This is a genomic window from Cryobacterium inferilacus (assembly GCF_019599185.1).
In the GTDB taxonomy this organism is placed as follows: Bacteria; Actinomycetota; Actinomycetes; order Actinomycetales; family Microbacteriaceae; genus Cryobacterium; species Cryobacterium inferilacus.
Window position 1 is genome coordinate 20,274 of the sequence record NZ_JAIEUL010000005.1, and the last position, 25,663, is coordinate 45,936.

Here is a 25,663-nt window from a genome sequence, read left to right on the forward strand (position 1 = left end):
TTGGAGGGTGGGCATAATGGAGGGCGGGCTTGTTGCAGGGTGGGCCACTGTTCAGAGACTGATCAGCACCTTGAGGGCCCTGGTCTCCGCCGCCCTGGCGAAGGTGTCGTAGGCCTCCAGCACCTGATCGAAGCCGAACCGGTGCGTGGCCAACCGCTCGGCCGGGATCTTGTGCTGCGCCACCAGCTTGAGCAGCATCGGCGTGGTGTTGGTGTTCACCAGGCCCATGCTGATGCTGATGTTCTGAATCCAGAGGTTCTCCACGTGCAGGGGCACCGGCTTGCCGTGCACCCCCACGTTGGCCAGGTGGCCGCCCGGCCGCACGATCTCGGTCGCCATCGTGAAGGTCTCTGGGATGCCGACCGCTTCGATCGCCACATCCACCCCGGCCCCGTCGGTGACCGAGAGCACCTCGTCCCTCCAGTCCGGCCGGTCGGAACGCACGGTGTGGGTGGCACCGAACGCCCTGGCCTGCGTCAGCCGGTTCTCGTCGATGTCGAGCGCCACGATCGCCCCGGCCCCGTAGAGTCCGGCCGTGGCGACACAGGCCAGCCCGACCGGGCCGGCGCCGATCACGGCGACGACGTCGCCCGGGGCGACCTGTCCGTACTGCACCCCGATCTCGAAGCCCGTGGGCAGGATGTCCGAGAGCATGACGGCCTCGGCGTCGGTGACCGAGTCCGGCAGCGGGTACAGCGAGTTGTCGGCGTACGGCACCCGCACGAGCTCGGCCTGGGTGCCGTCGATGAGGTGGCCGAGGACCCAGCCGATGCCCGACCGGCCCTCGTCGCCGAGACAGTGCGAGTAGAGACCGGTCTTGCAGTTGGCGCAGTGACCGCAGGACTTGATGCAGGAGATCAACACGCGCTGGCCCACCGCGATGGACTCCACCGACTCGCCGATCTGAACGACCGTGCCCACCCCCTCATGGCCCAGGATGCGCCCTGGCGCGACCGCGGGCACGTCGCCCTTGAGAATGTGCAGGTCGGTGCCGCAGATGGTGGTGGTGTCGATCCGCACGATCGCGTCGGTGGACCGCACGATCTCCGGCTCGGGGACCTCGGACCAGGTCTTCTCGCCCGGGCCGCCGTACACGAGTGCTTTCATGGGGAGCTCCTCTCGTCACCGCTCTGTGATGTGCAGGTGATAGTACGCGCTGCGGGCGCGATCGGCTCAGCGGCGACGCACCACGAGAGCGACCGCGATGACCCAGCCGAGCACACCGGCCAGGCACACCCGCTCGGCCAGGCCGATCACACCGGGGGTGAGAGTGGCGGCCACACCCAGCCAGGCCAGCCCGCCGAGGGCAACGCCGGTGAGGATGGCGGCGGCCGGGTACGCCGCGCGCAGCCGGTCACTCCCCCGCAGCCACAGAGTGAGCAGCACGAAGCCCGCCAGAGCGGCAAAGAAGCCCACGACCGCGACGGCGAGGTGCGCGGTGCCGAGGGCGGTGCTGGGGGCCAGGCCCGGCGCATCCGCTGCGGGGATGTCGGTGGGCAGAAAGGCGAGGGCGGCGGATGCTGCTCCGGCCAGCAGGGTGAACGCCAGACCGGTGCGCTGCAGCCGGGTGCGCGGGCCGAACCGTGCCAGGGCGGCGACGATGCAGACCGTGACCACTCCCCTGGCCAGGAAGTTCAGGTTCATGATCCAGCCATAGGGGCCGACGGCGAGGTTGCTCTCGGCCTCGGACACGACGCTGTAGTGCGGCGGCAGCTGCTGCAGAACGACGTCGACGAGCACGTAGAGCACCGCGCCGACCAGGGCAACGGTGGCTAGGGCTCTGGTACTCACGCGGGGAAGCCTATCGGGCTGCCGCGGCCGCCGAGTTGCCGCAAACACCCCGTTCTGCAGCGCCGAAGGGGCAACATGCGGCAAGTCGGTGTACGGGCGGGCATGCCGAAGGGGCCGGTCGAGTGACCGGCCCCTTCGGGAAGAACAGAAGCTGCGAGTTAGCGGGCGGCTTCGCCGTCGACGTAGTCGTCGTCGTTCGAGGCGTTCCAGGCGAACAGCTTGCGCAGCTCGCGGCCGGTGGCCTCGATCGGGTGCTCTTCGCCCTTCTTGCGCAGAGCGAGGAACTCGGGAGCTCCGGCGTCCTGGTCGTTGATGAAGCGCTCGGCGAATGCACCGTTCTGGATGTCGGCGAGAACGGCCTTCATGTTCTCCTTGACGCTCGGGTCGATGACGCGCGGACCGGAGACGTAGTCGCCGTACTCTGCGGTGTCGGAGACGCTCCAACGCTGCTTGGCGATGCCGCCCTCCCACATCAGGTCGACGATGAGCTTGAGCTCGTGCAGCACCTCGAAGTAGGCAACCTGCGGCTGGTAGCCGGCCTCGGTGAGAACCTCGAAGCCGTACTGGATCAGCTGCGACGCGCCACCGCAGAGAACGGCCTGCTCGCCGAACAGGTCGGTCTCGGTCTCTTCGGTGAAGGTGGTCTTGATGCCGGCGGCACGCAGGCCACCGATCGCCTTGGCGTAGCTGAGGGTGAGCGGCCAGGCGTTGCCAGAGGCATCCTTCTCAACGGCGACGATGACGGGAACGCCACGGCCGGCCTCGAATTCGCGACGCACGGTGTGGCCGGGGCCCTTGGGGGCGACCATGACCACGTCGACGCCGGCGGGCGCCTCGATGTAGCCGAAGCGGATGTTGAAGCCGTGTCCGAAGACGAGAGCCTTGCCCTCGGCCAGGTTGGGGAGGACGTCGTCCTTGTAGAGGTGACGCTGCACCTGGTCGGGAGCGAGGATCACGATGACGTCGGCCCAGGCGGATGCCTCGGCGGCGGTCTTCACGGTGAAGCCGACCTCTTCGGCCTTGGCACGCGACTTCGAGCCCTCCTTGAGTCCGATGACGACCTCGACGCCGGAGTCGCGCAGGTTCTGCGCGTGGGCGTGGCCCTGCGAGCCGTAGCCGATGACGGCGACCTTCTTGCCCTGGATCAGGGACAGGTCGGCATCTTTGTCGTAGAAGATTTCAGACAATGTGGTGTTCTCCTTGGTTGTTGTATTTGTCGAGAAAAGTTTCGTTGGTCGAGCTTGTCGAGACCTAGTTTTTGAAGACGCGTTCGGTGATCGACTTGGATCCGCGACCGATGGCGAGCAGGCCCGACTGGGCGATCTCCTTGATGCCGTACGGCTCGAGCACGCGCAGGAACGCCTGCACCTTGCCGGAGTCGCCGGTGACCTCGATGACCACGGCATCCGTGGCCACGTCGACGACGCGGGCGCGGAACAGGGTGACGGCCTCGAGCACCTGGGAACGGGTGCTGTTGTCGGCGCGTACCTTGACCAGCAGGTGCTCGCGCTGCACCGACTGGGCGGGGTCGAGTTCGACGATCTTGATGACGTTGATCAGCTTGTTCAGCTGCTTCGTCACCTGCTCGAGCGGCGCATCCTCGACGTCGACGAGGATGGTGATGCGCGACAGACCGGCGATCTCGCTGTGACCGACCGCGAGGCTCTCGATGTTGAAGCCGCGCCGGGCGAACAGGCCCGCGACGCGGGTCAACAGGCCGGGCTTGTCCTCGACGAGGAGGCTGAGAACGTGGGTACTCATGGTTACTCCTCTTCCCAGGTGGGGGCGTGGTCCTTGGCGTACTGAACGAAACTGTTGCTGACACCCTGCGGCACCATCGGCCACACCATGGCGTCACGGCTCACGATGAAGTCGATCACCACCGGCCGGTCGTTGGTGGCCAGGGCCAGCTTGATGGCGTCGTCGACCTGGTCGGCGCTGGTGACCCGGATGCCCAGGGCGCCGTACGCGTCGGCCATCTTCACGAAGTCGGGCACCATGGCGGTGCCGTGACCGGTGTTGAGGTCGGTGAAGGAGTGCCGGCCGTCGTAGAACAGCGACTGCCACTGGCGCACCATGCCCAGGGACGAGTTGTTGATGATCGCCACCTTGATCGGGATGTTGTTGATCGTGCAGGTGGCCAGCTCCTGGTTGGTCATCTGGAAGCAACCGTCGCCGTCGATGGCCCAGACCGTGCGGTCTGGCTGGGCGACCTTGGCGCCCATGGCCGCGGGCACCGAATAGCCCATGGTGCCGGCGCCGCCGGAGTTGAGCCAGGAGTTGGGTCGCTCGTACTTGATGAACTGGGCCGCCCACATCTGGTGCTGGCCGACGCCGGCGGCGTAGACGCCCTCCGGGCCGGTGAGCTCGCCGATGCGCTTGATCACGTACTGCGGAGCGAGCAGGCCGTCGGCCGGTTCGCTGTAGCCCAGCGGGAACTTCTCGCGCAGCCCGTTGAGGTAGGTCCACCACTCGTGGATGTCGGGGGTGGTCGTCGCGATCGCGTCCCGGTAGGCCACCGTGAGGTCGGCGATGACGTCCTTGGCGTCACCGACGATGGGAACGTCGGCGGCGCGGATCTTGCCGATCTCGGCCGGGTCGACGTCCACGTGCACGATGGTCGCGTTCGGGGCGAACTCGCTCGCCTTGCCGGTGACGCGGTCATCGAAGCGGGCGCCGAGGGCGATGATGAGGTCGGATTCCTGCAGCGCGAGCACGGCGGAGACCGTGCCGTGCATGCCGGGCATGCCGAGGTGCTGCTCGTGCGAGTCGGGGAACGCGCCGCGAGCCATCAACGTCGTGACGACGGGGGTCTTGCTGAGCTCGGCGAACTCGAGGAGCTCCTCGGAGGCCTTGGCCCGGATGACCCCGCCGCCGACGTACAGCACGGGCTTGGACGCGCCGGCCAGCAGCGCGGCCGCGGCCTGCACCTGCTTGCCGTGCGCCTTGGTGATCGGCCGGTAGCCGGGCAGGTCGAGCTTGGGCGGCCAGATGAACGGCGCGCTCAGCTGCTGGGCGTCCTTGGTGATGTCCACCAGCACCGGGCCGGGGCGGCCGGTGTTGCAGATCAGGAACGCCGACGCGAGGGCCGCGGGGATGTCCTCCGGCCGCTTCACCAGGAAGGAGTGCTTGGTGATCGGCATGGTGATGCCGACGATGTCGGCCTCCTGGAAGGCATCCGTGCCCATCAGGGTGCTGAACACCTGGCCGGTGATCGCCAAGAGCGGCACCGAGTCCATGTAGGCGTCGGCGATGGCGGTGACCAGGTTGGTGGCGCCGGGGCCCGAGGTGGCGATGGCCACCCCCACCCGGTTGCTCGAGGACGCGTAACCCTCGGCGGCGTGGCCGGCACCCTGCTCGTGGCGCACGAGGATGTGCCGGATGTCGTCCTGGCTCATGATCTCGTCGTAGAGCGGGATGACGGCGCCGCCGGGCAGGCCGAACACGTCGGTGACGCCCAGGAGTTTGAGCGTCTCCAGGATCGCACCGGAGCCGGTGAGCACCTTCGGCGGTGCCGAGGGCTCGGCCGACGGCGCGGAAACGGACGGGGATGGCACGGGATAGGGTTCCGTGGTCATGAGAGGCAATTCCCTTAATCGGTGACGGATGGTGTCGATCAGCCCGTGGTCGCGCCCAGCGCGGCTGACTGCACGAGCTTGGAGTACTTGGCGAGAACGCCACGGGTGTAACGGGGAGGAAGCGGTGCCCAGCCTTCTCGGCGGGCGGTCAGCTCGGCAGGGTCGACCAGTAGGTCAAGCGAGCGAGCTGCGATATCGACCCGTATCAGATCACCATCGCGCACGAATGCGATAGGACCTGCGTCCACCGCTTCGGGTGCTATATGGCCGATACACAGTCCGGTTGTGCCGCCTGAGAATCGACCATCAGTCAATAGTAGTACATCGGCTCCGAGACCTGCGCCCTTGATGGCGGCGGTGATCGAGAGCATCTCGCGCATGCCAGGTCCGCCCTTGGGGCCTTCGTAGCGGATGACGACGACGTCGCCGGCCAGGATCTCCCCGTTGGTGAGGGCGTCCATGGCTGCGCGCTCGCGTTCGAAGACCCGGGCGGGGCCCTCGAAGATATCGCTGTCGAAGCCGGCGGTCTTCACGACGGCGCCCTCAGGGGCGATCGAGCCCTTGAGGATGGTGATGCCGCCTGAGGCGTGGATCGGGTTGTCCAGGGTGCGCAGGACCTTGCCGTCGAGTTCGGGCGGGTCGATCTCGGCGAGGTTCTCGGCCACGGTCTTGCCCGTGACGGTGAGGCAGTCGCCGTGGATGAGGCCGGCTTCGAGCAGCGCGCGCATCACGGCGGGTACCCCGCCGTGACGGTCGACGTCGTTCATGACGTACTTGCCGAAGGGCTTGAGGTCGCCGATGTGCGGCACCTTGTCGCCGATGCGGTTGAAGTCGTCGAGGGTGAGCTCGACCTCGGCCTCCTGGGCGATGGCGAGCAGGTGCAGCACCACGTTGGTGGAGCCACCGAAGGCCATGGCCACGGCGATGGCGTTCTCGAACGCCTTCTTGGTGAGGATGTCGCGGGCGGTGATGCCCAGGCGCAGCAGGTTGACGACGGCCTCGCCGGAGCGGTGGGCGTAGTAGTCGCGGCGGCGGTCGGCGGAGGCGGGTGAGGCGGAACCGGGCAGGCTCATGCCCAGTGCTTCGGCGACACTGGCCATGGTGTTGGCGGTGTACATGCCGCCGCAGGCACCCTCGCCGGGGGCGAAGGCGCACTCGATGCGCTTGGCGTCGGCCTCGCTCATGCGGCCGGCCTTGACGGCGCCGACGGCTTCGAACGAGTCGATGATGGTGATGTCTTTTTCGGTGCCGTCGGAGAGCTTGACCCAGCCAGGAGCGATCGACCCGGCGTAGAGAAAGACACTGGCGAGGTCGAGGCGCGCGGCGGCCATGAGCATCCCTGGCAGGGACTTGTCGCAGCCGGCCAGCAGCACGGAGCCGTCGAGGCGCTCGGCCTGCATGACGACCTCGACGGAGTCGGCGATGACCTCACGGGAGACGAGGGAGAAGTGCATGCCCTCGTGGCCCATCGAGATGCCGTCGGAGACGGAGATGGTGCCGAACTGCAGCGGGTACCCGCCGCCGGAGTGCACACCCTCCTTGGACGCCTGCGCGAGGCGGTCCAGGGACAGGTTGCACGGCGTGATCTCGTTCCACGAGCTCGCGATGCCGATCTGGGGCTTGTCCCAGTCGGCGTCGCCCATGCCCACCGCACGGAGCATGCCGCGGGAGGTGGTGGCTTCGATGCCATCGGTGACGTCGCGACTGCGGGGCTTGATATCGATCTCAGACATGGTCCGAGTCTAGAACGTCGCGGGCGGCACGCAGGTCAGGGACCCGGCGGCACGCCCGCGACGGCGGGTTACTCCGGCTGCGCAGCCGCGCGGAAGTCGGCCAGGAGCGCGAGCACCTGGGTGACTTCCTTGGGGCCGCGCACCCGGTACCCGGCCAGGGTCGCCCCTGGGCCGATCTTCAGGCCGAGGTCGCCCTCGCCGAGCACCGTGAAGGCGTCTTCGTCGGTGACGTCGTCGCCGGCGTAGAGCACCCGGTCGGCGCCGGTGTGCTTGCGCAGGCGTTCGAGGGCGTCGCCCTTGGTGCTGGAGCGCACCGAGAATTCCAAGACGTTCTTGCCCTCGCGCACGGTGAGCGACGGCAGCAGCTCGGCGAGCTGGTCGCGGGCCTCCCGCTGCACGGCCTGACCGTCCTGCGCCGTGGCCAGGCGGGTGTGCAGGGCCAGGCCGGCCGGCTTCTGCTCGATCCAGGTGCCGAACACCGGACCGGAGATGCGCTCGAGCACCCGGGTGAGGGTGTCGAGGTTCTCGACCTCTTCCGGCACCAGGTCCAATTCGATGCCGTTGGCATCCAGCTGCACCTCGATGCCGTGCGAACCGGTGAGAAGCACGTCGTTCTGCGGTTCGGCGACGTGCTTGAGGCTCACCAGGGCGCGCCCGGAAACGAACGCGACCCGCACGCCGGGCAGGTCGAGCAGACGCTGCACGACGTCGTGGGTGCCGTCGACCGCACGGGCGTCCTCCGGCTCGTCCACGTGCGGCGCCAGGGTGCCGTCGAAGTCGAGGGCCACCAGGATGGTCTCGGCCGAGCTGATGTCGCGCAGGGCGCTGACCAGGTTCTCCGGCACACCGCTCTGCACGGCCGCTCCCCCGGTGAGGGTCTGCAGGAACGAGGCTGACCAGGTGGCCACGTCGTTGTCGAAGACCTTGCGACGCAGGGCACGCATCCGTCTGGTGCGTTCGCGCTTGGGCATGGTGATGGCCTTCATGATCGACGCCTTCATGCCGTCGATGTCGTGCGGGTTGATCAGCACGGCCTGTTTGAGTTCGTCGGCCGCGCCGGCGAATTCGCTGAGCACGAGCACACCGTCGCCGTCGTAGCGCACGGCCACGTATTCCTTGGCGACGAGGTTCATGCCGTCGCGGAGGGCCGTGACGAGCATCACGTCTGCGGCCAGGTAGAGCGCCACCATCTCCTCCCGCGGGTAACCGTGGTGGTGGTAGCTGATGGCGGTGTGACTGATGGTGGAGTAGTCGCCGTTCACGCGGCCGACGGCGAGTTCGATCTCGTCGCGCAGCTGCATGTAGGTGGCGACCCGCTCGCGGGACGGGCTGGCGACCTGCACGAGGGTGACGTCCTCCACGCTCAGCGTGCCGTCCTGCAGGAGCTCGCCGAACGCCTTGATGCGGTGGCCGATGCCCTTGGTGTAGTCCAGCCTGTCGACGCCGAGCATGATCGTCTTGGGGTTGCCGAGGTCCGCCCGGATCTGCCTGGCGCGTTCCTGGATCTCCGGACGCTTGGCCATTGCCTCGTACGCTTCGGCGTCGATCGAGATCGGGAAGTGCTTGGCGATGACCCGGCGGTGCTGACCGTTCTGGCTGGGCACGTCCACGGCGACGCCGCGGGTGGCGTAGCCGTAGAGGCGACGCACGGCGCGGGAGAAGTTACCGGCATCCGCGAGACGCTGGAAGCCGATCAGGTCAGCGCCGAGCAGGCCGTCGAGGATCTGTTTGCGCCAGGGCAGCTGCGCGAAGATGCCGTATGGCGGGAACGGGATGTGGTTGAAAAACCCGATCACCAGGTCGGGGCGGGCGTCGCGGAGCATGCGCGGCACCAATTGCAGCTGGTAGTCGTGCACCCAGACGGTGGCGCCCGGGGCGGCGGATGCCGCAGCGGCGGTCGCGAAACGGCGGTTGACCTGCACGTACGCTTCCCACCACTCGCGGTGGTAGCTCGGCGAGGCGATGACGTCGTGGTAGAGCGGCCAGAGGGTGTCGTTGGAGAAGCCCTCGTAGTAGAGCTCGAGGTCTTCGGTGCTCAGGCGTACGGGCACGATGGAGATGCCGTCGTTCTCGAACGGTGCGAACTCCCGGTCGGCCACTCCGGGCCAGCCCACCCAGGCGCCGTCGGAGGCGCGCATCATCGGCTCGAGAGCGGTGACCAGGCCACCGGGCGAGGTGCGCCAGCTTTCGGTGCCGTCTTCGGCGACCTCGTAGTCCACGGGGAGCCGGTTGGAGACGACGACCAGGTCGAAGTGGCCGGGCGCGACCGAATCGGGACCGGGTTCTTGCGGGGTGTCGGCGGCGGTAGTGTCGGCTGCGGTTTCGATGACTCGTCCATTCCGGTGCCCGCCTCTGCGGTACACCTGGCTGTATCTGGAGGTTACCAGCGAAGACTATGCTGACGCCGTGATTCGCATCGGCATGAGTTCCACCTGCGTCTACCCGCTGCCCCTCGAGGATGCCTTCCGGGTGGCGCGAACCGCCGGGTATGACGGCATCGAAGTGATGGTGACCCGCGACGAGACCACCCAGGATGCCGCGGCCCTGTCGGCGCTCTCGGAGCGGTACAGCCTGCCGATCCTCTCGATCCACGCCCCGGTGCTGTTGCTCACCCACTTCGTCTGGGGCAGGGACCCCCGGGTGAAGCTGGAGAAGTCCGCCGAGCTGGCCGCCCAGGTGAACGCCTCGACCGTGGTGGTGCATCCGCCGTTCCGCTGGCAGGCCGGGTATGCCGAGGACTTCCTCGACATCGTGCGCGAACTGACCGGGTCGACCGGGCTGCAGATCGCCGTCGAGAACATGTTTCCGTGGAAGATCGGCGGGCGGGGTGTGAAGGCCTACTCCCCCGGCTGGGATCCCACCCTGATGGACTGCGAGGCGGTGACGCTGGACTTCTCGCACTGTGCGCTCAGCGGTCACGACAGCCTGGCCATGGCGACGGCCCTGGGCCAGCGGCTGCGTCACGTGCACCTCTGCGACGGTTCGGGCTCCCAGGGTGAGGGCCGCGTCTTCGACGAGCACCTGCTGCCAGGCCGAGGCCGGGAACCGGTGGCGGAGGTTCTTCGGCAGCTGGCCAGTTCAGGCTGGTCGGGCTCGATCGTGGCCGAAGTGAACACGAGAACCGCACGCTCGGAACCGACCAGGCTGCAGCTCCTGGCCGAAACCCTCGCGTTCGCCAGAGAACACATCCGCCCCAGTCCGGTAGCGTAGAAAACAGGAGGCACACATGCGAAAGTTCTTGTTCAACAGCGCAATGTTCAGCGTCGTCGTCGGCGGGTGGCACATTCTGCAGGCCACCAGGAACGGCCCCAGGGACTGGCGCCTGCTGCTCACCTGGATCGGTTGGGGGCTGAGCGTGGCGGTTGCGGTCGGCAACGTCGTGAAGGACGCCGACGACAAATCGGTGCCGGGAGCCACTGCCAAGAAGATCAGCTAGCCCGCGTCTGCCCGCCACTGGCGGGCCTGCGGCGTGTCCCCGACGATTCGGGGCTGTTCCGGGCGAAACTGGACTTCTCACGTTGATCCTCACGTTGACAGAAGGAAGGGGCTCCCGATGTTCGGACGCCGTCGCCGCACCGCACCGGTTGTTGTGGCGCCAGTCGCGCCAGCACTCCCGGAGCTCAGCAACGCCCAGATCTACGAACACCTGCACGGCGCCCTGGCAGAGTTGGTCGGCGAAAACGGGGCCTGGACCCTGGTTCCCCGCCAGGCCGACGACACCGATGTGATCTTCCACGGTCTCAAGGCCCACCAGATCGCCGCCGCGCTCACCGAGATCCTCGCCACCGAGACCATCCGTCTGCGCACCGAAGAGACCGCGGCACCCCGCAACGTGGCCGAGCCGCGCACCGACACGCCGGTGAACGGCATCACGTCGGTGGACACCGGCGCCCTGCTGGTCTCCTCTGGGGCCGAGCCGACGGCGTTGCCATGGAACCCCGCCCCCATCTCGGTGTGGGCCGAACAGCACGACGGCGCGCGTCAGACCTCCGGTACCTCGCCGCGCCTGGTCGCTTAGCCGCGCGTCTACCCTCATCGGCACGGCGCCATGTGAGGATGACTCCATGGCGCTACACATCGAGGATTACGCCCTACTCAGCGACTGCCACTCCGCCGCGCTGGTCGGCCGCGACGGCAGCATCGACTGGTTGTGCCTGCCCCGCTACGACTCCGCATCGATGTTCGGCGCCCTGCTCGGCACCGAAGACCAGGGCCGGTGGCTGCTGGCCCCGGCAGACCCCACGGCCACGGCCGTCAGGGCCTACGTGGGCGAGAGCTTCTGGCGTCGACCGGACCAGGGCATCTGGGAGGTGCGCGGCACCCCCAGGGAATTCACCCACTCCCGCGTGATGGTGTGGACGGCCTTCGACCGGGCCATCCGCGGGGCCACCGAGTACGGCCTGCCCGGGCCGGTGGAGCGGTGGCGGACCATCCGCGACGAGGTGCGTCGCGACATCGAGGAACGCGGCTTCAATACCGCCCGCGGCTGCTACACCCAGCACTTCGGCGGTGAGGAGGTCGACGCGTCCCTGCTGGTGCTGCCCCAGGTGGGCTTCTGCGCCGCCGACGACCCACGGATGCTCGGCACGGTCGCGGTCCTCGAGGCCGACCTGATGCGCGACGGCCTGCTGCTGCGCTACACCACCCACGCTGCCCTGGACGGGCTCGAGCCCGGGGAACACCCGTTCCTGGCCTGCTCGTTCTGGTTGGTCGAGCAGTACGCGGCATCCGGGCGCATCGAGGACGCGCAGGCGCTGATGACCCGGCTGGTCGGCCTGGCCAACGACGTGGGCCTGCTGGCCGAGGAGTACGACGTGACAACCGGGCACCACGCCGGCAACACGCCGCAGGCCCTGACCCATCTGACCCTGGTGCGTGCGGCGGACGCTCTGGTGGCGGCCCTCGCTGTCAAAGTTCCGGCGGATTCTTTGTAGGTATTCCACTGCGGGGCCCCGGTGCCGAATTCTAGATTGAGACACATGACCACCCCCACAGTTTCAGCTCGATCGAAGACCGCAACCCGGGCACGGCTGGCCCGCCTGAGCGTGCGGGACCTCGCCCAGATCGCCATTTTCGCCGCCCTCATCGCCGCCCTCGGCTTTCCCGGCGCGATCTCCCTGGGCGGCAGCAGCGTGCCCATCACCTTCCAGACCCTCGGCGTGATGCTCGCCGGCGCCATCCTCGGCGCCCGCAAGGGTTTCCTGGCCGTTCTGCTGTTGCTGGTGCTGGCGGCCGCCGGTCTTCCGCTGCTCTCCGGCGGGCGTGGCGGACTGGTCTGGTTCACCACCTCCCCCGCCGCCGGGTACCCGTACGGCTGGCTGCTCGGCGCGGTCGTGATCGGCCTGCTCACGGCCTGGCTGCTGCCGCGCTACCCGTTCTGGCCCGCCCTGGGCGCCACCGTGCTCGGCGGCATCGTGGCGGTGTACCTCATCGGGGTGCCGGTGACGGCGATCAACCTGGGCCTGCCGCTGTGGGCCGCCCTCCTCGACAGCACCAAGTTCCTGCCAGGCGACCTGATCAAGGTCGTGGTGACGGTGCTCGTGGCCAAGCAGGTGCACCGGGCCTACCCGGGCCTGATCACCCCGCTTCGCCGCGGGGCCTCCGCCGCCCTGCCCGTCGACGCACGGGCGTGAGCGTGAGCGCTGCCGGCATCCGCTTCGAGGCCGTGTCGCACGGCTTCGACGACCAGCCGGTGCTGCGCGGTATCGACCTGCACCTCACCGAACGCCGCATCGGCATCGTCGGGGCCAACGGCAGCGGCAAGTCCACCCTGGCCCGCATGATCAACGGCCTGGTCACCCCCACCAGCGGCACGGTCACCGTGAACGGCCTCGACGTGCGCCGGCAGGCCAAACTTGTGCGCCGCGAGGTGGGGTTCATCTTCACCAACCCGGACAACCAGATCGTCATGCCCACCGTGCAGGAGGACGTGGCCTTCACCCTACGCCGGCGGGGTCTGACCCCGGACGAGATCGAGGCGCGCACCATCGAGGCGCTGGAGCGGTTCGGCCTGACCGCCCTCGCCGACCGCCCTGCCCACCGGCTCTCCGGCGGCCAGAAGCAGCTGCTCGCCCTGGCCGCGGTGCTCGTCGCCGGGCCCAGCATCGTGGTCGCCGACGAACCCACCACCCTGTTGGATGCCCGCAACACCCGACTGATCACCGGGCTGCTGGTGTCGCTGACCCAGCAGGTGATCGTGGTCACCCACGACCTCGAGGTGCTCGACGGCTTCGACCGGGTGATCGTCATCGACGAGGGCCGGGTCGTCGCCGACGATGCGCCGTCCGTGGCGCTGTCCGCCTACCTGGCGCTGCTGTCGTGAACGCTGCCGTCGTGAGCAGGCTGCCGTGATCGGGCTGTACCGGCCGGGCACCTCGCTGCTGCACCGGGCGCCGGCCCTGCTCAAGCTGGGGCTGCTCGCGGTCGCGATGGTGGTGGTCGGTCTCGTCGCCGATCCCCTGGTGCTCGCCGGTGAACTGGTCGTCGTGGTCGCCCTCTATGCCGTCGCCGGCATCCCACCCCCGGCCGCCTGGCCGCAGATCGGCCCGATCCTCTGGATCCTGGTCTTCGCCGTGCCGGTGCAGGTTCTCGTCGCCGGTGGCTCCGTGGAGGGCTGGACCACGGCGGGGTTGATGGCGGGCCGTCTGCTGGTGGCGGTCGCGTTGGCCGCCCTCTTCACCCTCACCACCACGGTCACCGCTGTGCTCGAGGCGTTCCAGCTGCTCCTGCGCCCGTTCCGCCGGTGGGTGGACGCGGACCGGGTGGGACTGCTCGTGGCACTGGCCATCCGCTGCATCCCGCTGGTGGCCGAGATCGTGCACGAGGTGCTCGATGCCCGCCGGGCCCGCGGCGCGCAGGGCTCGCTCGTCGCCCTGGCCGTTCCCGTGGTCGTACGCTCGTTGTACGCCGCCGATGCGATCGGAGAGGCACTCGCCGCACGCGGATTGGACGACTGAGATGGCCCTGCCGGAGACCCCCGCTGACGGCACCGCAGCACAACGACGACCTTCTCGCCTGCGCCGCATCCGCGTCGTCGGCTGGAGCGCTCTGGTCGCCCTGGCGCTGGGAGTGGTCGTTTTTCTGATCTGGGCCCAGCTGGTGATGCCGGCCGACCGCGAGGCGGCACAGGCCGTGTTCGACAACCCCGCTGTGACCGTGACCGATACCGAGACGGCCGTGGTGATCGCGCCGACCGACGAGGAATCGGCCGCCGGGGAGTCCACCACCGGTCTGGTCTTCATTCCCGGCGCCAAGGTCGACCCGTACGCCTACCTGGCAACTCTGGCTCCCACCGTGCACGAGACCGGGATGACCGTGGTGATCACCAAGCCGGTGCTCAATCTGGCCTTCTTCGATCAGCGACCGTTGGCCGCCTTCACCGACACGGCGCCTGCGGTGGCGACCTGGTTCGTGGGCGGCCACTCCCTGGGCGGCGTGCGCGCCTGCATGTACGCCGACGAGAACGACGTGGCCGGCCTGGTGTTGTTGGGCAGCTACTGCGCCTCCCCCGTCGACGACGACCGTGCAGTGTTGAGCATCAGCGGCAGCGAAGACGGCCTGAGCACCCCGGCCACCATCCAGGAGAACGCGCCGTTGCTGCCCGCGGACACCACCTTCGTGCAGATCGAGGGCGCCAACCATGCCTCCTTCGGCGCCTACGGTGCGCAGCCCGGCGACGGGGACGCCACGATCACTCCGGCCGAGGCCGAACGGGCCATCACGGACGCCCTCGGTACGTTCATGACAACGCAGTAGCCGCCGGGCAACGCACGAGCCGCCGGCGGACTTGTCTGCTGCGGCGGGGCGGTCCACTATGGCTGGGTCGGCCGCTGCCGTTCGACTGTTGTCCTCTCGACCGTTGTCCTTCGACCGTGGCCGCTGCGATCCCGACCAAGGAGGACTCATGCGCGCACGCGTCGTCTACGACACCAACTACGGCAACACCCGCACCATCGCGGAGGTGATCGCCGCGGAACTCGGCCGTGACGCCAGTACGCTCAATGTGGCCGATCTCACCGACGCGAGCCTGCAGGGCGTCGAGGTGCTCGTGGTGGGCAGCCCGATCAACGGTTGGCGTCCGACCGAGAAGATCCAGGCGTTCCTGCGGGAATTGCCGCCCGGCTCCCTCGACGGCGTGCGCGCCGCCGCCTTCGACACCCGGGTCAAACTGTTCATCCACGGGGATGCGGCCGCCAAGATCTCGCACGCCCTCGCCGCCGCCGGCGCCCACATCGTCGCCAAGCCGCAGGGCTTCATCGTCGAGGGCACCGAGGGCCCGCTGGCCCCCGGACAGACCGGGAAGGCCGGCGCCTGGGCGGCGTTCATCGGCGCGGAGATCCGCGCCCACGCCTGACCGGACACGAGAACGGCCCGTGCCGAAGCACGGGCCGTTCACGGGTGGGGCAGAGGATTACGCGGTGAGCGAGTCCACGTACTCCTGGTTGTCTTCGATCCACTGCTCAACGATGGGGCCGTAGTCCTGGCCGTCGTAGTCGACGAACATGGCGGTCTCGAGGGAGTACAGGCGGTCGAGGTCGAGCTCGAAGTCGGCGAGCCACTCGGTGACCTGCGGGAAGTCGGTGGAGAAGTCCTTCTTGCCGTAGGCGTGGATGGTCTCCGACACGCCGAGGGTGCCCTCGGGGTCTTCGAGGTTCTTCAGGTCGAACGAGCCGTAGGCCCAGTGCGGCTCCCAGAGGGTGACGGCGATGTTCTCGCCGGCGTCGGTGGCCGCGGTCAGCTCGGTGAGCATCGCCGCGGTCGACGAGGTCTGGTAGTCCATGCCCTCGAGGCCGTAGGTGGGGATCGAGTTGTTGGTGACGGCCTCGGTGAGTCCGGCGCCGGGCTCGATGCCCACGATGGTGTTGCCGAACAGGTCGGCGTTCTCGGCCAGCTCCGCGAGGGAGTCGATGGGCGCATCCGCGTTCACGGCGATGGTGTTCTTGGCCTCGTCGTTCCAGGCGGCGAGCTCGGTGATGTCGTCACCGTACTCTTCGAGGTAGGTGGCGTGCGTGTTCGGCAGCCAGACATCGAGGTTCATGTCGTAGTCGCCGGTGGACAGGCCGGAGTAGACGACGGCAACATCGGCGTACTCGAGTTCGACGTTGTAGCCCTTCTCATCGAGAATGGCCTTCCACAGCTCGGAGGCCGCGATGCCCTCGTCCCAGCCGTTGAACACGGCGATGCTGATGTCCTTGGCGTCGGAGTTGTCCTCCGACACCGTCTCGCCCTCGGCTGCGGCGCAGCCGGTGAGGGCGAGCATACCGATGGCTGCGGTGGCGATGAGCTTGAGTGAACGGTTCTTCATTCGGTTCCTTTCGTGTCACCTGCTGTGGTGACTGGCTTGACACTGTGATGCGTCACTGTGGTGCGGGATGGTACGGGTGGAAAGCTGGAGGATCAGACTCGCGCGGGCTCGCGCTGGGCGGCGGGAGTCTCGGCGACGGCAGGCTGGGCGGGCGCGTCGTCCGACGGTGCGGTGACGTGCTTTCGGCGCTTCCGATCCGCGAGCAGTCGCCCGATCGGGGTGTTGCCGTTGCCGAGCGCGGCGGTGAGCCGGTCGAGGAAGATCGCGAGGATCACCACGGACAGGCCGGCCTCAAAACCGAGAGACACGTCGATGCGAGCCAGGCTGGCGACGACCTGCTGGCCGAGGCCTCCTGCGCCGACCATGCCGGCGATGACGACCATCGAGAGCGACAGCATGATGACCTGGTTGATGCCGGCCATGATGGTGGGCATCGCCAACGGCAGCTGAATCTGGCGGAGGATGCGCAGCGGCGATGCGCCGAACGCCTCTCCGGCCTCGACGACCTCACGGTCGACGCTGCGGATGCCGAGTTCGGTGAGCCGCACACCGGGGGCCATCGCGAAGATGATGGTGGCGACGATGCCGGGCACCACACCCACGCGGAACAGGATCAGCGCCGGGATCAGGTACACGAATGCAGGCATGGTCTGCATGAAGTCGAGGACGGGCCGGATGATGCCGGACATCAGGTTGGACTTGGCCGCGAGGATGCCCAGCGGAACGCTGAACAGGATCGCCAGGATGCTGGCCACGAGAACCAGGGCCAGGGAGTCCATGGCGTTCTCCCACTGGTCGACGCCCACGATCACGACGAGCCCGATCACGGTGCCGACGGCGAATTTCCAGCCGCGCACCATGAGCCCCAAAACCCCGGCCACGAGGATGATCACCCAGAACGGCGGGGTGGCCAGGAGGAGGTCGACGAGGTCGTACGCGCCGCTGAAGACCGCGCGCACGAAGTCGAAGAAGAAGCCGAACGTGTCGGTGATGAAGTCGATGAAGATGTCGGCCCAGGAGCCGAGCGGAATCCGGAAATCACTCACGGCTGTACTCCTTCCGGCGCGGTCTCGCGCAGGATGTCGGTGATCACGCTGATCGGAACGGTGGGGGGCGGCCCGGCTGCAGGCAGCTCGCCGGTGGCCGTGCTGACATTGCCGAGGGCGGCCAGCAGGGTGACGCGCGGGATGACGCCGATCAGGCGGTTCCGCTCGTCGACCACGGCGATGGGCAGGTCGCTTTCCACGGCCAGTTCCACCAGGTCGACGAGGGCGGTGTCCGCGGTCACGGAGGTGGCCTCGGCGAGGATCTCCTTGAGGTCGGTCTCGCCACCCTTGACCTGCTTGAGCACGTCGCGGTCGCGAACGACGCCGGCGAAGGTGCGGTCGCGACGCAGCACGAAGATGGCGGAGGTCTGCAGGTCGCGCATGGTGCGGAGCGCCGCGCGTGGTCCGGCCGTGGCGGTGATCACCGAGCGAGCCGGTTCCATCACGCTGCCGGCCGTGAGCACCCTGGCCCGGTCGACATCCTGCACGAACTGGGCGACGTAGTCGTTGGCCGGGTCGGTGAGGATCTCTTCCGGTGTGCCGATCTGCACGATGCGTCCGTCCCGCATGACCGCGATGCGGTCACCGAGGAACATGGCCTCGTTCAGGTCGTGGGTGATGAAGATGATGGTCTTGCCGAGTTCGGCCTGCAGCTCGATGAGCTGTTCCTGCATCTCGCGACGAATCAGTGGGTCGAGGGCGCTGAACGCCTCGTCCATCAGGAGCACGTCGGTGTCTGCCGCCAGCGCCCGGCCGAGGCCGACACGCTGCTGCATACCACCGGACAACTCGGACGGCAGGCTGTCTGCCCAGCCGTCCAGGCCGACCAGGCGGATGATGGTGCGAGCCTTGGCGAGCCGCTCGGCCTTGGGCATGCCCTGGATCTCCAGGCCGTAGGCGACGTTGTCGATCACGGTGCGGTGCGGCAGCAGGGCGAAGTGCTGGAAGACCATCGAGATGCTCTGCCTGCGCACGTCGCGCAGCTGGGACGCGGGGATGCCGGTGATGTTCGTGTCGCCGACGGTCACGGTGCCGCTGGTGACCTCGAGCAGGCCGTTGAGCATCCGGATGAGCGTGGACTTGCCCGAGCCGGACAGGCCCATCACCACGAAGATCTCCCCGCGCTGCACCTCGAAGGAGGCGTCGATGACGGCGGCGGTTCCGAGGTGTGCGAGCTCGTCACGGCTGGCGCCGGCCTGGAGCTTCTTCACGATGTCGTTGGGCTTACGACCGAAGGCCTTGTAGAGCTTGTCGGCCTTGACGGCGATTGCCGGTGCTGCTGTGGTGGACTGCTCCGCCTCGCTGGCGGATTCTTCTGCCTTGACGGCGGTGATTTCGGTCACGGGTTCTCCGGAGCACGCCGAGGGGACCGCCGGGGCGGTCGACTGCACGGGGCTCGCTGTGTCGGACGGGTAGGCCGGGACCGGCCGCAACACCTGAACACGGTGTGGGCTGGAGCGACCATGGGGGTCGCGTCCGTCCGGACCTCACCGTACGTCCGCGGCCGTCCCAGTCGAGCTGGGGGCTACGCGTTCGCGTCCTGGTGAAGGGTCGTAAGACCGTCACCGAGCCTAGCACAGCATGGGCCTCACGGAGGCCCGAACAGGCCTTTCACCGGCCATTCTGCTGGACCGGGAGCGGTTGGAACCGGTATGTTATGGTCACGCGCGAGTGCGCGCACGCCATTTGGAGAGGTAGGCCACCCGGCGGGATCCGACCCGTTTGGGCGGGGTAGGCGTACGGTCTGAGTGTCGATGAAGCTCTGCCACCACGGCAACGACCCTGATCGGGATGACCCTGAGCGGAAGGACGAGTGCACGCACACATGTACGGCTCGAGCATCACCCGGCGGCTGTTCGTCGCCCACTGTGTGTTCCTCGCTGTACTGACGGTGCTCGTGAGCACGGCTGCTCTCGTCGACGCCCGCGAGCGCAGTTACACCGTCACAGCCGAGCGGATGTTGTCCGTCGCCGTGGCAATCGCGGACAACCCCCTCGTCGTGACGGCCGCCCAGTCCGCCGATCCGACGGCCGCGCTGCAGGCCTATACCGTCTCGGTCAGCGCCAATGCCGATGTCGACAGCATCTCGATCATGAGCCCAGGGGGCGTGCGGTGGACGCATCCGGACCCCGCCAAGATCGGCCAGAAGGACCCGGACCAGGCCGTGCGCGCCATCACCGGAGCCGCGTACACGGAGGTCACCTCCGGCGCCGGGGCCCCGTCGGTTCGCGCTGTGGTTCCCATCGTCGACCCAGAAGACGACGTGGTCGGTATCGTCACGGCCGGCATCAGTACGAACACCACGCAGACCGTGCTGGATGCGCGCCTGCCCGCCATTCTCATCCTGGCGTTGACGCTGCTGCTGGCCGGAACGGTCGGGTTCTGGCTCCTCGACCGTTTCCTGCGCCGGGCGACCCTGGGTTGGGGCGCCGAGGAGCTGGCGCGTAACTACCTCCTGACCGACTCGGTGCTGCGGTCCGTGCGCGAGGGCCTCGCACTGATAGACCGTTCCGGCACCGTGGTGTTATACAACGATCAGGCCGCTCGGCTGCTGGGCATCCCCGCACGGACCGGATCACGAAACGGGGCGACGGCGCCAGCCGTGACCGATCTGGACCTGCCGCCGGCCCTGACCGAGCTGCTGCAGAGCGGACGCCCCGCCCAGGACGAGCTGTATCCCACCCCCACCCGGGTGCTCGTGGTCAGCCAGACCCCGGCACAACCCGCCCCGAGCCGCGGGCGCGGCCGCGCAGAGTCGATGGGCACCGTCGTCACCGTTCGCGAAAACCCCGGCGCTCCGTCACGCGGTTAGAGTGGGGATCCCGCTGAAAGGTGCGCCATGGTCCCGCCCCGTGATGACGCCCAGAGCGGCACGCCCGCGCGGAACGATGTGCCCGCCGCTCGGCAGACCCTGAGCATCCTCACCCACCTGGCCGCGCAGCGCGGGCCGGTGCCGGCGGCCACCATCGCGCAGGCACTCGGGCTCCCCCGCTCCACCGTGTACAAGCTGCTCGGCGTGCTCACCGAGCTGGGTTTCGTGCTGCACTTCCCCGAGGCCCGCCGCTACGGCATCGGCCTGGCCGCGTTCGAGTTGAGCTCCGGCTTCTGGCGGCAGGAGCCCCTGGCCCGGCTGGGCCGGCCGATTCTGGCGTCGCTGGTGGACAAGATCGGGCAGAGCGCGCACCTGGCCGTGCTGCACGGCCGCGACGTGATCTACCTCGTCGACGAACGAGCGCCTCGCCGGCCGGCCCTGGTGACGGATGTGGGCGTGCGGCTGCCCAGCCATCTCACGGCCAGCGGCCGGGCTCTGCTGGCCACCCTGCCGGCGTCGCAGCTGCGGGCGCTGTTCCCCGATGCGGCGGCCTTCGTGCAGCGCGCCAGCGACGGTGAGGGCGATACGCCTCCTGGCGTGCACCCGTCCCGTGCCGTGAGCAGCTACCGCCAACTGCAGAGGCTTCTGGCCGAGGTGCGCGCCCAGGGGTACGCGGCCGAGGACGGCGATGTCACCGAGGGCTTCGCATCCGTGGCCGTGGCCGTTCGCGACCACTCCGGCTGGCCCGCCGCCGGTATTGCCGTCACCTTCGCCCGTGCGAGCGTGCCGCCGGACCGGTGGCCGGAGCTTGCCGCCGCCGTGGAGCACTCCGCCGCCGAGCTGAGCCGGCGGATCAGCGGCAAAGCCGGGTGAGTTTCGCACCAATCTCGAATTCGCGTGAACCTTTCACCCCCGGCGCTCGTTGTTCAGGGTGGATGACCACCATCCCTATCGACCACGAACGAGGGTGACATGCAGAAGAAGACGAAGATCGGGCTGTGGATTGCGGGCGGGGTTGTCGTTGTCGGCGGCGCCGCCCTGGCGTACGGACCGGCCGTGTACGCGGACTACGCCAACAGCAACGCCGACGCCGCCCCGACCATCGCGGCGAGCACCCCGAGCACGACGGATGCGACCGCCGGCACCGCGGTCAACGCCGACGATCTCTCCGGCACCTGGAGCATCGGCGCGGACTCGTTCGCCGGCTACCGCGTCGACGAGGTGCTGCAGGGCAATGACGTGACCGTCACCGGGCGCACGAGTGAGGTGACCGGAGACCTCACCGTCGACGATCTCTCCCTGACGGCGACCGAGATCACCGTGGATGTGGCGAGCATCGCCACCGATGAGGGCGCCAGGGACGCCTACTTCCGCGACACCGCCCTGGAGGTCGACGAGTTCCCCACCGCCACGTTCACGCTCACCGAGCCGGTGACCCTCGAGGCCCCGGAGGCCGGGGTTGCCCAGACCGTGACCGCCGCCGGCGAACTCACCCTGCACGGCGTGACGCAGCCGGTCACCGTTGAGCTGCAGGCCGCGCTCACCGACACCGGCGGCCAGGTCGTCGGCAGCGTGCCGATCACCTTCAGCGACTACGACGTCGAGGCGCCCGACCTGGGCTTCGTGTCGGTCGAAGACACCGGCTCCGTCGAGTTCTCCCTCAACGTCGCCCAGAATTAGACCGGCGTAGAAAAGACCCAGGTGTTCACCGTGGACATCGTGCAGGGCGGGAGGTGACCGTGCCGGACCAGAACGCGGAACCGTACGCGGACCTTCTCCGCGCCCTGCACGATGCCCACGGGCCGGCGCTGTTCCGCTACGTCGTGCGCCTCACCGGCGACTATGCCTTCGCGCAAGACGTGGTGCAGGAAGCCCTGCTGCGTGCCTGGAAACGACCCGCCCTGCTCGACCGGGACGACGCGGCCGCCAGGGCCTGGCTGTTCACGGTGGCCCGAAACCTCGTCATCGACGACCGTCGCAGCGCCAGGTTCGCCCGCGAGATCAGCACGGATGCGCTGCCGGAGACGGCCGCGGCCGACGCCACCGACAGCATCCTGGACCGGTGGCTGCTCACCGATGCCCTCACTGCTCTCACCCCAGAGCACCGCACGGTGCTCGTGAGCGCCTACTACCTCGGCCAGTCGATCGCCGAGATCGCCCGCCGCGAACAGGTGCCGGAGGGCACCGTCAAGTCGCGCCTGCACTACGCCCTGCGAGCAATGCGGCTCGCCCTACAGGAAAGAGGGGTCACCGAATGACCTCCAGCCCCGACGGTTTTCGCGAGTGGGACGCCGCCTACGTGCTCGGCGCGCTCAGCGCCGAGGACCGGCACGCCTTCGAACGCCACCTGCTCACCTGCCCCGCCTGCGCCGGCGCCGTGGCCGAACTGGCCGGCATGCCCGGAATCCTCAGCGCCCTGCCCGCCACCGAGGCCGCAGCGCTCGCCACAGCCGAGCCGGACGCCCCAGCCGCCGACGAGCACCTGCGCACCGCGCTGCACCAACCGGGACTCGTGCAGCGGCTGGCCGGCGCGGCCGTCAAACGCAACCGACGCGGTCGCATCCGTCTGGCCCTGATCGGCGTCACGGCCGCCGTGCTGATCGGACTCGGCGGCGCGGCTCTCGGCGCCGGGCTGACCTCCTCGCCCGCACTGCAGGCCGCGCCGACCGCGCCGCCCACCGACCCGGCGACCGCGGTGACCCGGGTGGTGGACATGGAGCCGCTGGAACCCGACGCGCTCACCGCGGCCCTCACCATCACCGACACCGACTGGGGCACCCGGTTCGACTGGTCGTGTGTGTATCTCAACGAGCTCTGGAAGAACAACGGACCCCAGGACTACGACATGGTGATGACCGACGTCGGCGGCGGCTCCACGGTGCTCGCCACCTGGACGGCGACCAGCCCGAGCACCGAGAACCTGGCCGCGTCGACGGATGTGCCGCGGGACCGCATCCGCAGCATCGAGATCCGGGCGAGCCTGAGCGGCCTGCCGCTGGCGCACACCGACCTCTGACCCGGCGCCCGCTCAGGCCGGCAGAGGCCTGAGCGTGTGTCTGGCCCGCTCGCGCACCGCCGTGGAGACGGCATCCAACAGCGGTGACGACAGGTTCCAGCGCTGCCAGTACAGCGGCACATCCACCGGATGCTCCGCCGCCAGCTCCACCAGACGGCCATCGGAGATCTCCACCAGGCACTGCTGCTCGGGCAGAACACCCCAGCCCAGCCCCAGCAGCACGGCCCGGGCGAAGTCGTTCGAGGCGGGGATGACGTGCCGGGGAGCCGCACCCGGCCGGCCCGCGTGGGCGCGGAGGAACGCATCCTGCAGATCGTCGTGGCGGTCGAACGTGACCACGGGAGCGGTCGACAGGGTGGCCAGGCCCTCCGGCAGCCAGCGGGCGACGAAGGCCGGTGTGGCCACGGCGCGGTAGCGCATCCGGCCGAGCGGTTCGGTGACGCAGCCCTGGATCGGCTCGTGGCTGGAGGTGACCGCGGCCATGACCGCGCCGGAGCGCAGCAACGAGGTGGTGTGTTCCTGGTCTTCGCGGTGCAGGTCGAAGGACACCGCCTGCGCCTCGGCGACCCCGGCGAGCGCGCCGAGGAACCAGGTGGCCAGGCTGTCCGCGTTCACGGCGAGGGAGATCGGCACGCTCTCACCGGTGGGAGCGCCCTCCTGCAGGGCCCGCACGGTGTCCGCCTCCAGCAGCTGCATCTGCCGGGCGTAGCGCAGCACGACGGCGCCGGCATCCGTCAGCACGACGGGCGTGGTGCGCTGCACGAGCACCCGGCCGCAGGCCTGCTCCATCGCCTTGACCCGCTGGGAGACCGCGGATGCCGTGACGTGCAGCGTGCGAGCGGCCGCGTCGAAGGTGCCGGCCTCGAGGAGGGCAAGGAGCGTGCTGAGCTGTTCCAGGCTGAATCGCTGCATAAGCTCAGCTTACGCATCATCAGAAACTGTAGCTGGACTACATGAGCAGGGTTCTCTAGCGTGGTCACCATGAGCCCCGCGACCACCCTCCTCCCCGCCCTGCTGGGCCTGGCCACCGGGCTCACGCTCATCATCGCCATCGGGGCCCAGAACGCCTTCGTGCTGCGGCTCGGCATCGAGGGACGCACCCGCGTGATCGCGCCCGTGGTCGCCATCGCGGCCCTCTCCGATGCCGTGCTCATCCTCGCCGGGGTACTCGGCATGGGCGCCCTGGTGACGGCGGCCCCGCTGGCCATGGTCGTCGTGCGGATGGTCGGGGCCGCGTTCCTGATCGGCTACGGCCTGTGGGCGGCCCGGCGCGCCCTCCGCCCCGGTGCCCTCGTGGTCAGCGGGGCGGAGGGTGGCACCGGCACCGGCATGGGCGTCGCCATCGGCACGGTACTCGCCCTCACCTGGCTCAACCCGCACGTCTACCTGGATACCGTGGTGCTGCTCGGCGCCGTCGCCTCCCAGCAGGGCGCCGCCGAGCGCTGGTGGTGGGCCGGCGGGGCCATCGCGGCCAGCCTGCTCTGGTTCGCCGGCCTGGGCTTCGGCGCCCGCCTGCTGCGGCCGGTGTTCGCCCGGCCCGGAGCCTGGCGGGTGCTCGACGGCGGTATCGCGGTGGTCATGCTCGCGCTCGGCGCCCGGCTGGCCTTCGACCTGTAGCGCGTTGCGGCCCTGCGCCGGGGGTACGCTTGCCCCGTGCTGTCCAAGGACCTGATTCGCCTCTACCCCGAGCTGTACCACGTGGCAGCGGATGGGTCGTGGCCGTCCATCGAGCGGCACGGCCTGCTGAGCACGGCCGCTCTCGTCACCCGCTGGGGTGTGCGCCAGGGGGCGCCGCAGGCCGCGATCCTCACCAGGCGGCGCGGGGAGTCGATCGAGCTCGAGCATCCCGACTTCGGCACCGCCGTCATCCGCCACCAGAAGGCCATGCACGAGCCGTCGCTGGCCGCCGCGCTCGACGATCTCTCCCCCAGCGAGTGGTACGCCATGCTGAACGACCGGGTGTTCTTCTTCCTGCAGAAGTCGAGGCTGACCGAGCTGCTCGCCGCACGCTCGTACCGGGACGACGCCCACACCGTGATCACGGTGGACACCCGCAGCCTGGTTGCCGCGCACGAGCGAGACATCGAGCTCACCCGCGTGAACACCGGGTTCGCGCAGCGGTTCAGCGCGGAGCCGCGGGGGCGGGAGAGTTTCGAGTCGATCGAGGAGTTCGCGCATCCGACCAGGGCGCACGCCTCGACCAAGGTGGCGGATGTGGCCGAGCTGGCGGTGTACCGCGGGGTGCGCGACATCCGTGAGCATGTGAAACGGGTCGAGCGGATGCGCGACGGCACGGTGCTCGAGCGTTTCGTCTAGCCGCTCGGGGCGGCCCCGCGCGTCGCACCCGATCGTTGGTCGAGCTTGTCGAGACCTCGTGACGGGC

At 68.9% G+C, this 25,663-nt stretch carries 27 protein-coding genes; 16 read left to right on the plus strand and 11 right to left on the minus strand.

The features are described 5' to 3' along the window. Positions 1–51: 51 nt before the first annotated feature. The 7 genes from K2F54_RS06160 to K2F54_RS06190 form a co-directional block, all read right to left on the minus strand. Positions 52–1,107 carry a zinc-dependent alcohol dehydrogenase family protein gene (locus K2F54_RS06160; protein ID WP_220604990.1) on the minus strand — a complete coding sequence of 352 codons (1,056 nt, stop codon included), beginning with the start codon at positions 1,105–1,107 and terminating at the stop codon, positions 52–54. Positions 1,108–1,173: 66 nt separating this feature from the next. Next, positions 1,174–1,791 (minus strand): DUF998 domain-containing protein, encoded by a 618-nt coding sequence (locus K2F54_RS06165; RefSeq protein ID WP_220604991.1) that lies wholly within the window; start codon positions 1,789–1,791, stop codon positions 1,174–1,176. 158 nt (positions 1,792–1,949) lie between these two features. After that, the gene (gene ilvC, locus K2F54_RS06170) at positions 1,950–2,978 is read right to left on the minus strand and encodes a ketol-acid reductoisomerase (protein ID WP_220604992.1); all 1,029 of its coding nucleotides are present in this window, start codon (positions 2,976–2,978) and stop codon (positions 1,950–1,952) included. A gap of 64 nt (positions 2,979–3,042) precedes the next feature. Continuing rightward, positions 3,043–3,552: an acetolactate synthase small subunit gene (gene ilvN / locus K2F54_RS06175; protein ID WP_220604993.1), complete on the minus strand. Its 510-nt coding sequence runs from the start codon at positions 3,550–3,552 to the stop codon at positions 3,043–3,045. A gap of 2 nt (positions 3,553–3,554) precedes the next feature. Continuing rightward, on the minus strand, positions 3,555–5,369 hold the full coding sequence (locus tag K2F54_RS06180) for an acetolactate synthase large subunit (protein ID WP_220604994.1): 1,815 nt from the start codon (positions 5,367–5,369) through the stop codon (positions 3,555–3,557). A 38-nt stretch (positions 5,370–5,407) separates the two neighbouring features. Then, positions 5,408–7,102 carry a dihydroxy-acid dehydratase gene (gene ilvD / locus K2F54_RS06185; RefSeq protein WP_220604995.1) on the minus strand — a complete coding sequence of 565 codons (1,695 nt, stop codon included), beginning with the start codon at positions 7,100–7,102 and terminating at the stop codon, positions 5,408–5,410. 68 nt (positions 7,103–7,170) lie between these two features. Continuing rightward, a complete protein-coding gene (locus tag K2F54_RS06190) occupies positions 7,171–9,465 on the minus strand; it encodes a bifunctional alpha,alpha-trehalose-phosphate synthase (UDP-forming)/trehalose-phosphatase (RefSeq protein ID WP_374107269.1) in 2,295 nt (764 codons plus the stop codon). Between the two features lie 43 nt (positions 9,466–9,508). Here K2F54_RS06190 and K2F54_RS06195 point away from each other — a divergent pair, with 43 nt between their 5' ends. From K2F54_RS06195 to K2F54_RS06235, 9 genes are all read left to right on the plus strand, one after another. Further along, the gene (locus K2F54_RS06195) at positions 9,509–10,312 is read left to right on the plus strand and encodes a sugar phosphate isomerase/epimerase family protein (protein WP_308287542.1); all 804 of its coding nucleotides are present in this window, start codon (positions 9,509–9,511) and stop codon (positions 10,310–10,312) included. 16 nt (positions 10,313–10,328) lie between these two features. Beyond that, positions 10,329–10,538 (plus strand): hypothetical protein, encoded by a 210-nt coding sequence (locus tag K2F54_RS06200; RefSeq protein WP_220604997.1) that lies wholly within the window; start codon positions 10,329–10,331, stop codon positions 10,536–10,538. Positions 10,539–10,655: 117 nt separating this feature from the next. Then, positions 10,656–11,120 carry a hypothetical protein gene (locus tag K2F54_RS06205; RefSeq protein WP_220604998.1) on the plus strand — a complete coding sequence of 155 codons (465 nt, stop codon included), beginning with the start codon at positions 10,656–10,658 and terminating at the stop codon, positions 11,118–11,120. 46 nt (positions 11,121–11,166) lie between these two features. Further along, positions 11,167–12,036, plus strand: a complete 870-nt coding sequence (locus K2F54_RS06210; protein WP_220604999.1) for a glycoside hydrolase family 15 protein — start codon at positions 11,167–11,169, stop codon at positions 12,034–12,036. 45 nt (positions 12,037–12,081) lie between these two features. After that, entirely contained in the window at positions 12,082–12,735 is a 654-nt protein-coding gene (locus K2F54_RS06215) for a biotin transporter BioY (protein WP_220605000.1), read from the plus strand. Continuing rightward, positions 12,732–13,424, plus strand: coding sequence for an energy-coupling factor ABC transporter ATP-binding protein (locus K2F54_RS06220; protein ID WP_308287543.1), 693 nt, complete (start codon positions 12,732–12,734; stop codon positions 13,422–13,424). Before K2F54_RS06215 ends, K2F54_RS06220 begins: the two co-directional genes overlap by 4 nt. 25 nt (positions 13,425–13,449) lie before the next feature. After that, a complete protein-coding gene (locus K2F54_RS06225) occupies positions 13,450–14,058 on the plus strand; it encodes a CbiQ family ECF transporter T component (protein WP_220605001.1) in 609 nt (202 codons plus the stop codon). 1 nt (position 14,059) lies between these two features. Next, positions 14,060–14,857, plus strand: a complete 798-nt coding sequence (locus tag K2F54_RS06230) for an alpha/beta hydrolase (RefSeq protein ID WP_220605002.1) — start codon at positions 14,060–14,062, stop codon at positions 14,855–14,857. A 148-nt stretch (positions 14,858–15,005) separates the two neighbouring features. Then, the gene (locus K2F54_RS06235; protein WP_220605003.1) at positions 15,006–15,455 is read left to right on the plus strand and encodes a flavodoxin family protein; all 450 of its coding nucleotides are present in this window, start codon (positions 15,006–15,008) and stop codon (positions 15,453–15,455) included. Between the two features lie 57 nt (positions 15,456–15,512). Here K2F54_RS06235 and K2F54_RS06240 read toward each other — a convergent pair whose 3' ends face one another. The 3 genes from K2F54_RS06240 to K2F54_RS06250 form a co-directional block, all read right to left on the minus strand. Then, entirely contained in the window at positions 15,513–16,406 is an 894-nt protein-coding gene (locus K2F54_RS06240; RefSeq protein WP_220605004.1) for a glycine betaine ABC transporter substrate-binding protein, read from the minus strand. A gap of 92 nt (positions 16,407–16,498) precedes the next feature. Next, the gene (locus K2F54_RS06245; protein ID WP_220605005.1) at positions 16,499–17,452 is read right to left on the minus strand and encodes an ABC transporter permease; all 954 of its coding nucleotides are present in this window, start codon (positions 17,450–17,452) and stop codon (positions 16,499–16,501) included. Then, the gene (locus K2F54_RS06250) at positions 17,449–18,720 is read right to left on the minus strand and encodes a quaternary amine ABC transporter ATP-binding protein (RefSeq protein WP_308287556.1); all 1,272 of its coding nucleotides are present in this window, start codon (positions 18,718–18,720) and stop codon (positions 17,449–17,451) included. The genes K2F54_RS06245 and K2F54_RS06250 overlap by 4 nt, the downstream gene beginning before the upstream one ends. Positions 18,721–19,265: 545 nt before the next feature. On the opposite strand from K2F54_RS06250, the gene K2F54_RS06255 reads away from it, so the two are divergent. From K2F54_RS06255 to K2F54_RS06275, 5 genes are all read left to right on the plus strand, one after another. Further along, a complete protein-coding gene (locus tag K2F54_RS06255) occupies positions 19,266–20,264 on the plus strand; it encodes a sensor histidine kinase (RefSeq protein ID WP_220605006.1) in 999 nt (332 codons plus the stop codon). 27 nt (positions 20,265–20,291) lie between these two features. Next, on the plus strand, positions 20,292–21,137 hold the full coding sequence (locus K2F54_RS06260; protein WP_220605007.1) for an IclR family transcriptional regulator: 846 nt from the start codon (positions 20,292–20,294) through the stop codon (positions 21,135–21,137). 99 nt (positions 21,138–21,236) lie between these two features. Continuing rightward, positions 21,237–21,944, plus strand: coding sequence for a YceI family protein (locus K2F54_RS06265; protein WP_220605008.1), 708 nt, complete (start codon positions 21,237–21,239; stop codon positions 21,942–21,944). A gap of 53 nt (positions 21,945–21,997) precedes the next feature. Beyond that, complete coding sequence (locus tag K2F54_RS06270) at positions 21,998–22,522, plus strand: sigma-70 family RNA polymerase sigma factor (protein WP_220605009.1); 525 nt, start codon at positions 21,998–22,000, stop codon at positions 22,520–22,522. Further along, positions 22,519–23,280, plus strand: coding sequence for an anti-sigma factor family protein (locus K2F54_RS06275; RefSeq protein WP_220605010.1), 762 nt, complete (start codon positions 22,519–22,521; stop codon positions 23,278–23,280). Before K2F54_RS06270 ends, K2F54_RS06275 begins: the two co-directional genes overlap by 4 nt. 12 nt (positions 23,281–23,292) lie before the next feature. Here the strand turns inward: K2F54_RS06275 and K2F54_RS06280 are convergent, their stop codons facing one another. Continuing rightward, positions 23,293–24,192 carry a LysR family transcriptional regulator ArgP gene (locus K2F54_RS06280; protein ID WP_220605011.1) on the minus strand — a complete coding sequence of 300 codons (900 nt, stop codon included), beginning with the start codon at positions 24,190–24,192 and terminating at the stop codon, positions 23,293–23,295. A gap of 69 nt (positions 24,193–24,261) precedes the next feature. On the opposite strand from K2F54_RS06280, the gene K2F54_RS06285 reads away from it, so the two are divergent. Next, positions 24,262–24,897 carry a LysE/ArgO family amino acid transporter gene (locus K2F54_RS06285; protein WP_220605012.1) on the plus strand — a complete coding sequence of 212 codons (636 nt, stop codon included), beginning with the start codon at positions 24,262–24,264 and terminating at the stop codon, positions 24,895–24,897. Between the two features lie 36 nt (positions 24,898–24,933). Beyond that, positions 24,934–25,596 carry a DUF7002 family protein gene (locus tag K2F54_RS06290; RefSeq protein WP_220605013.1) on the plus strand — a complete coding sequence of 221 codons (663 nt, stop codon included), beginning with the start codon at positions 24,934–24,936 and terminating at the stop codon, positions 25,594–25,596. The last annotated feature ends 67 nt before the right edge of the window (positions 25,597–25,663 follow it).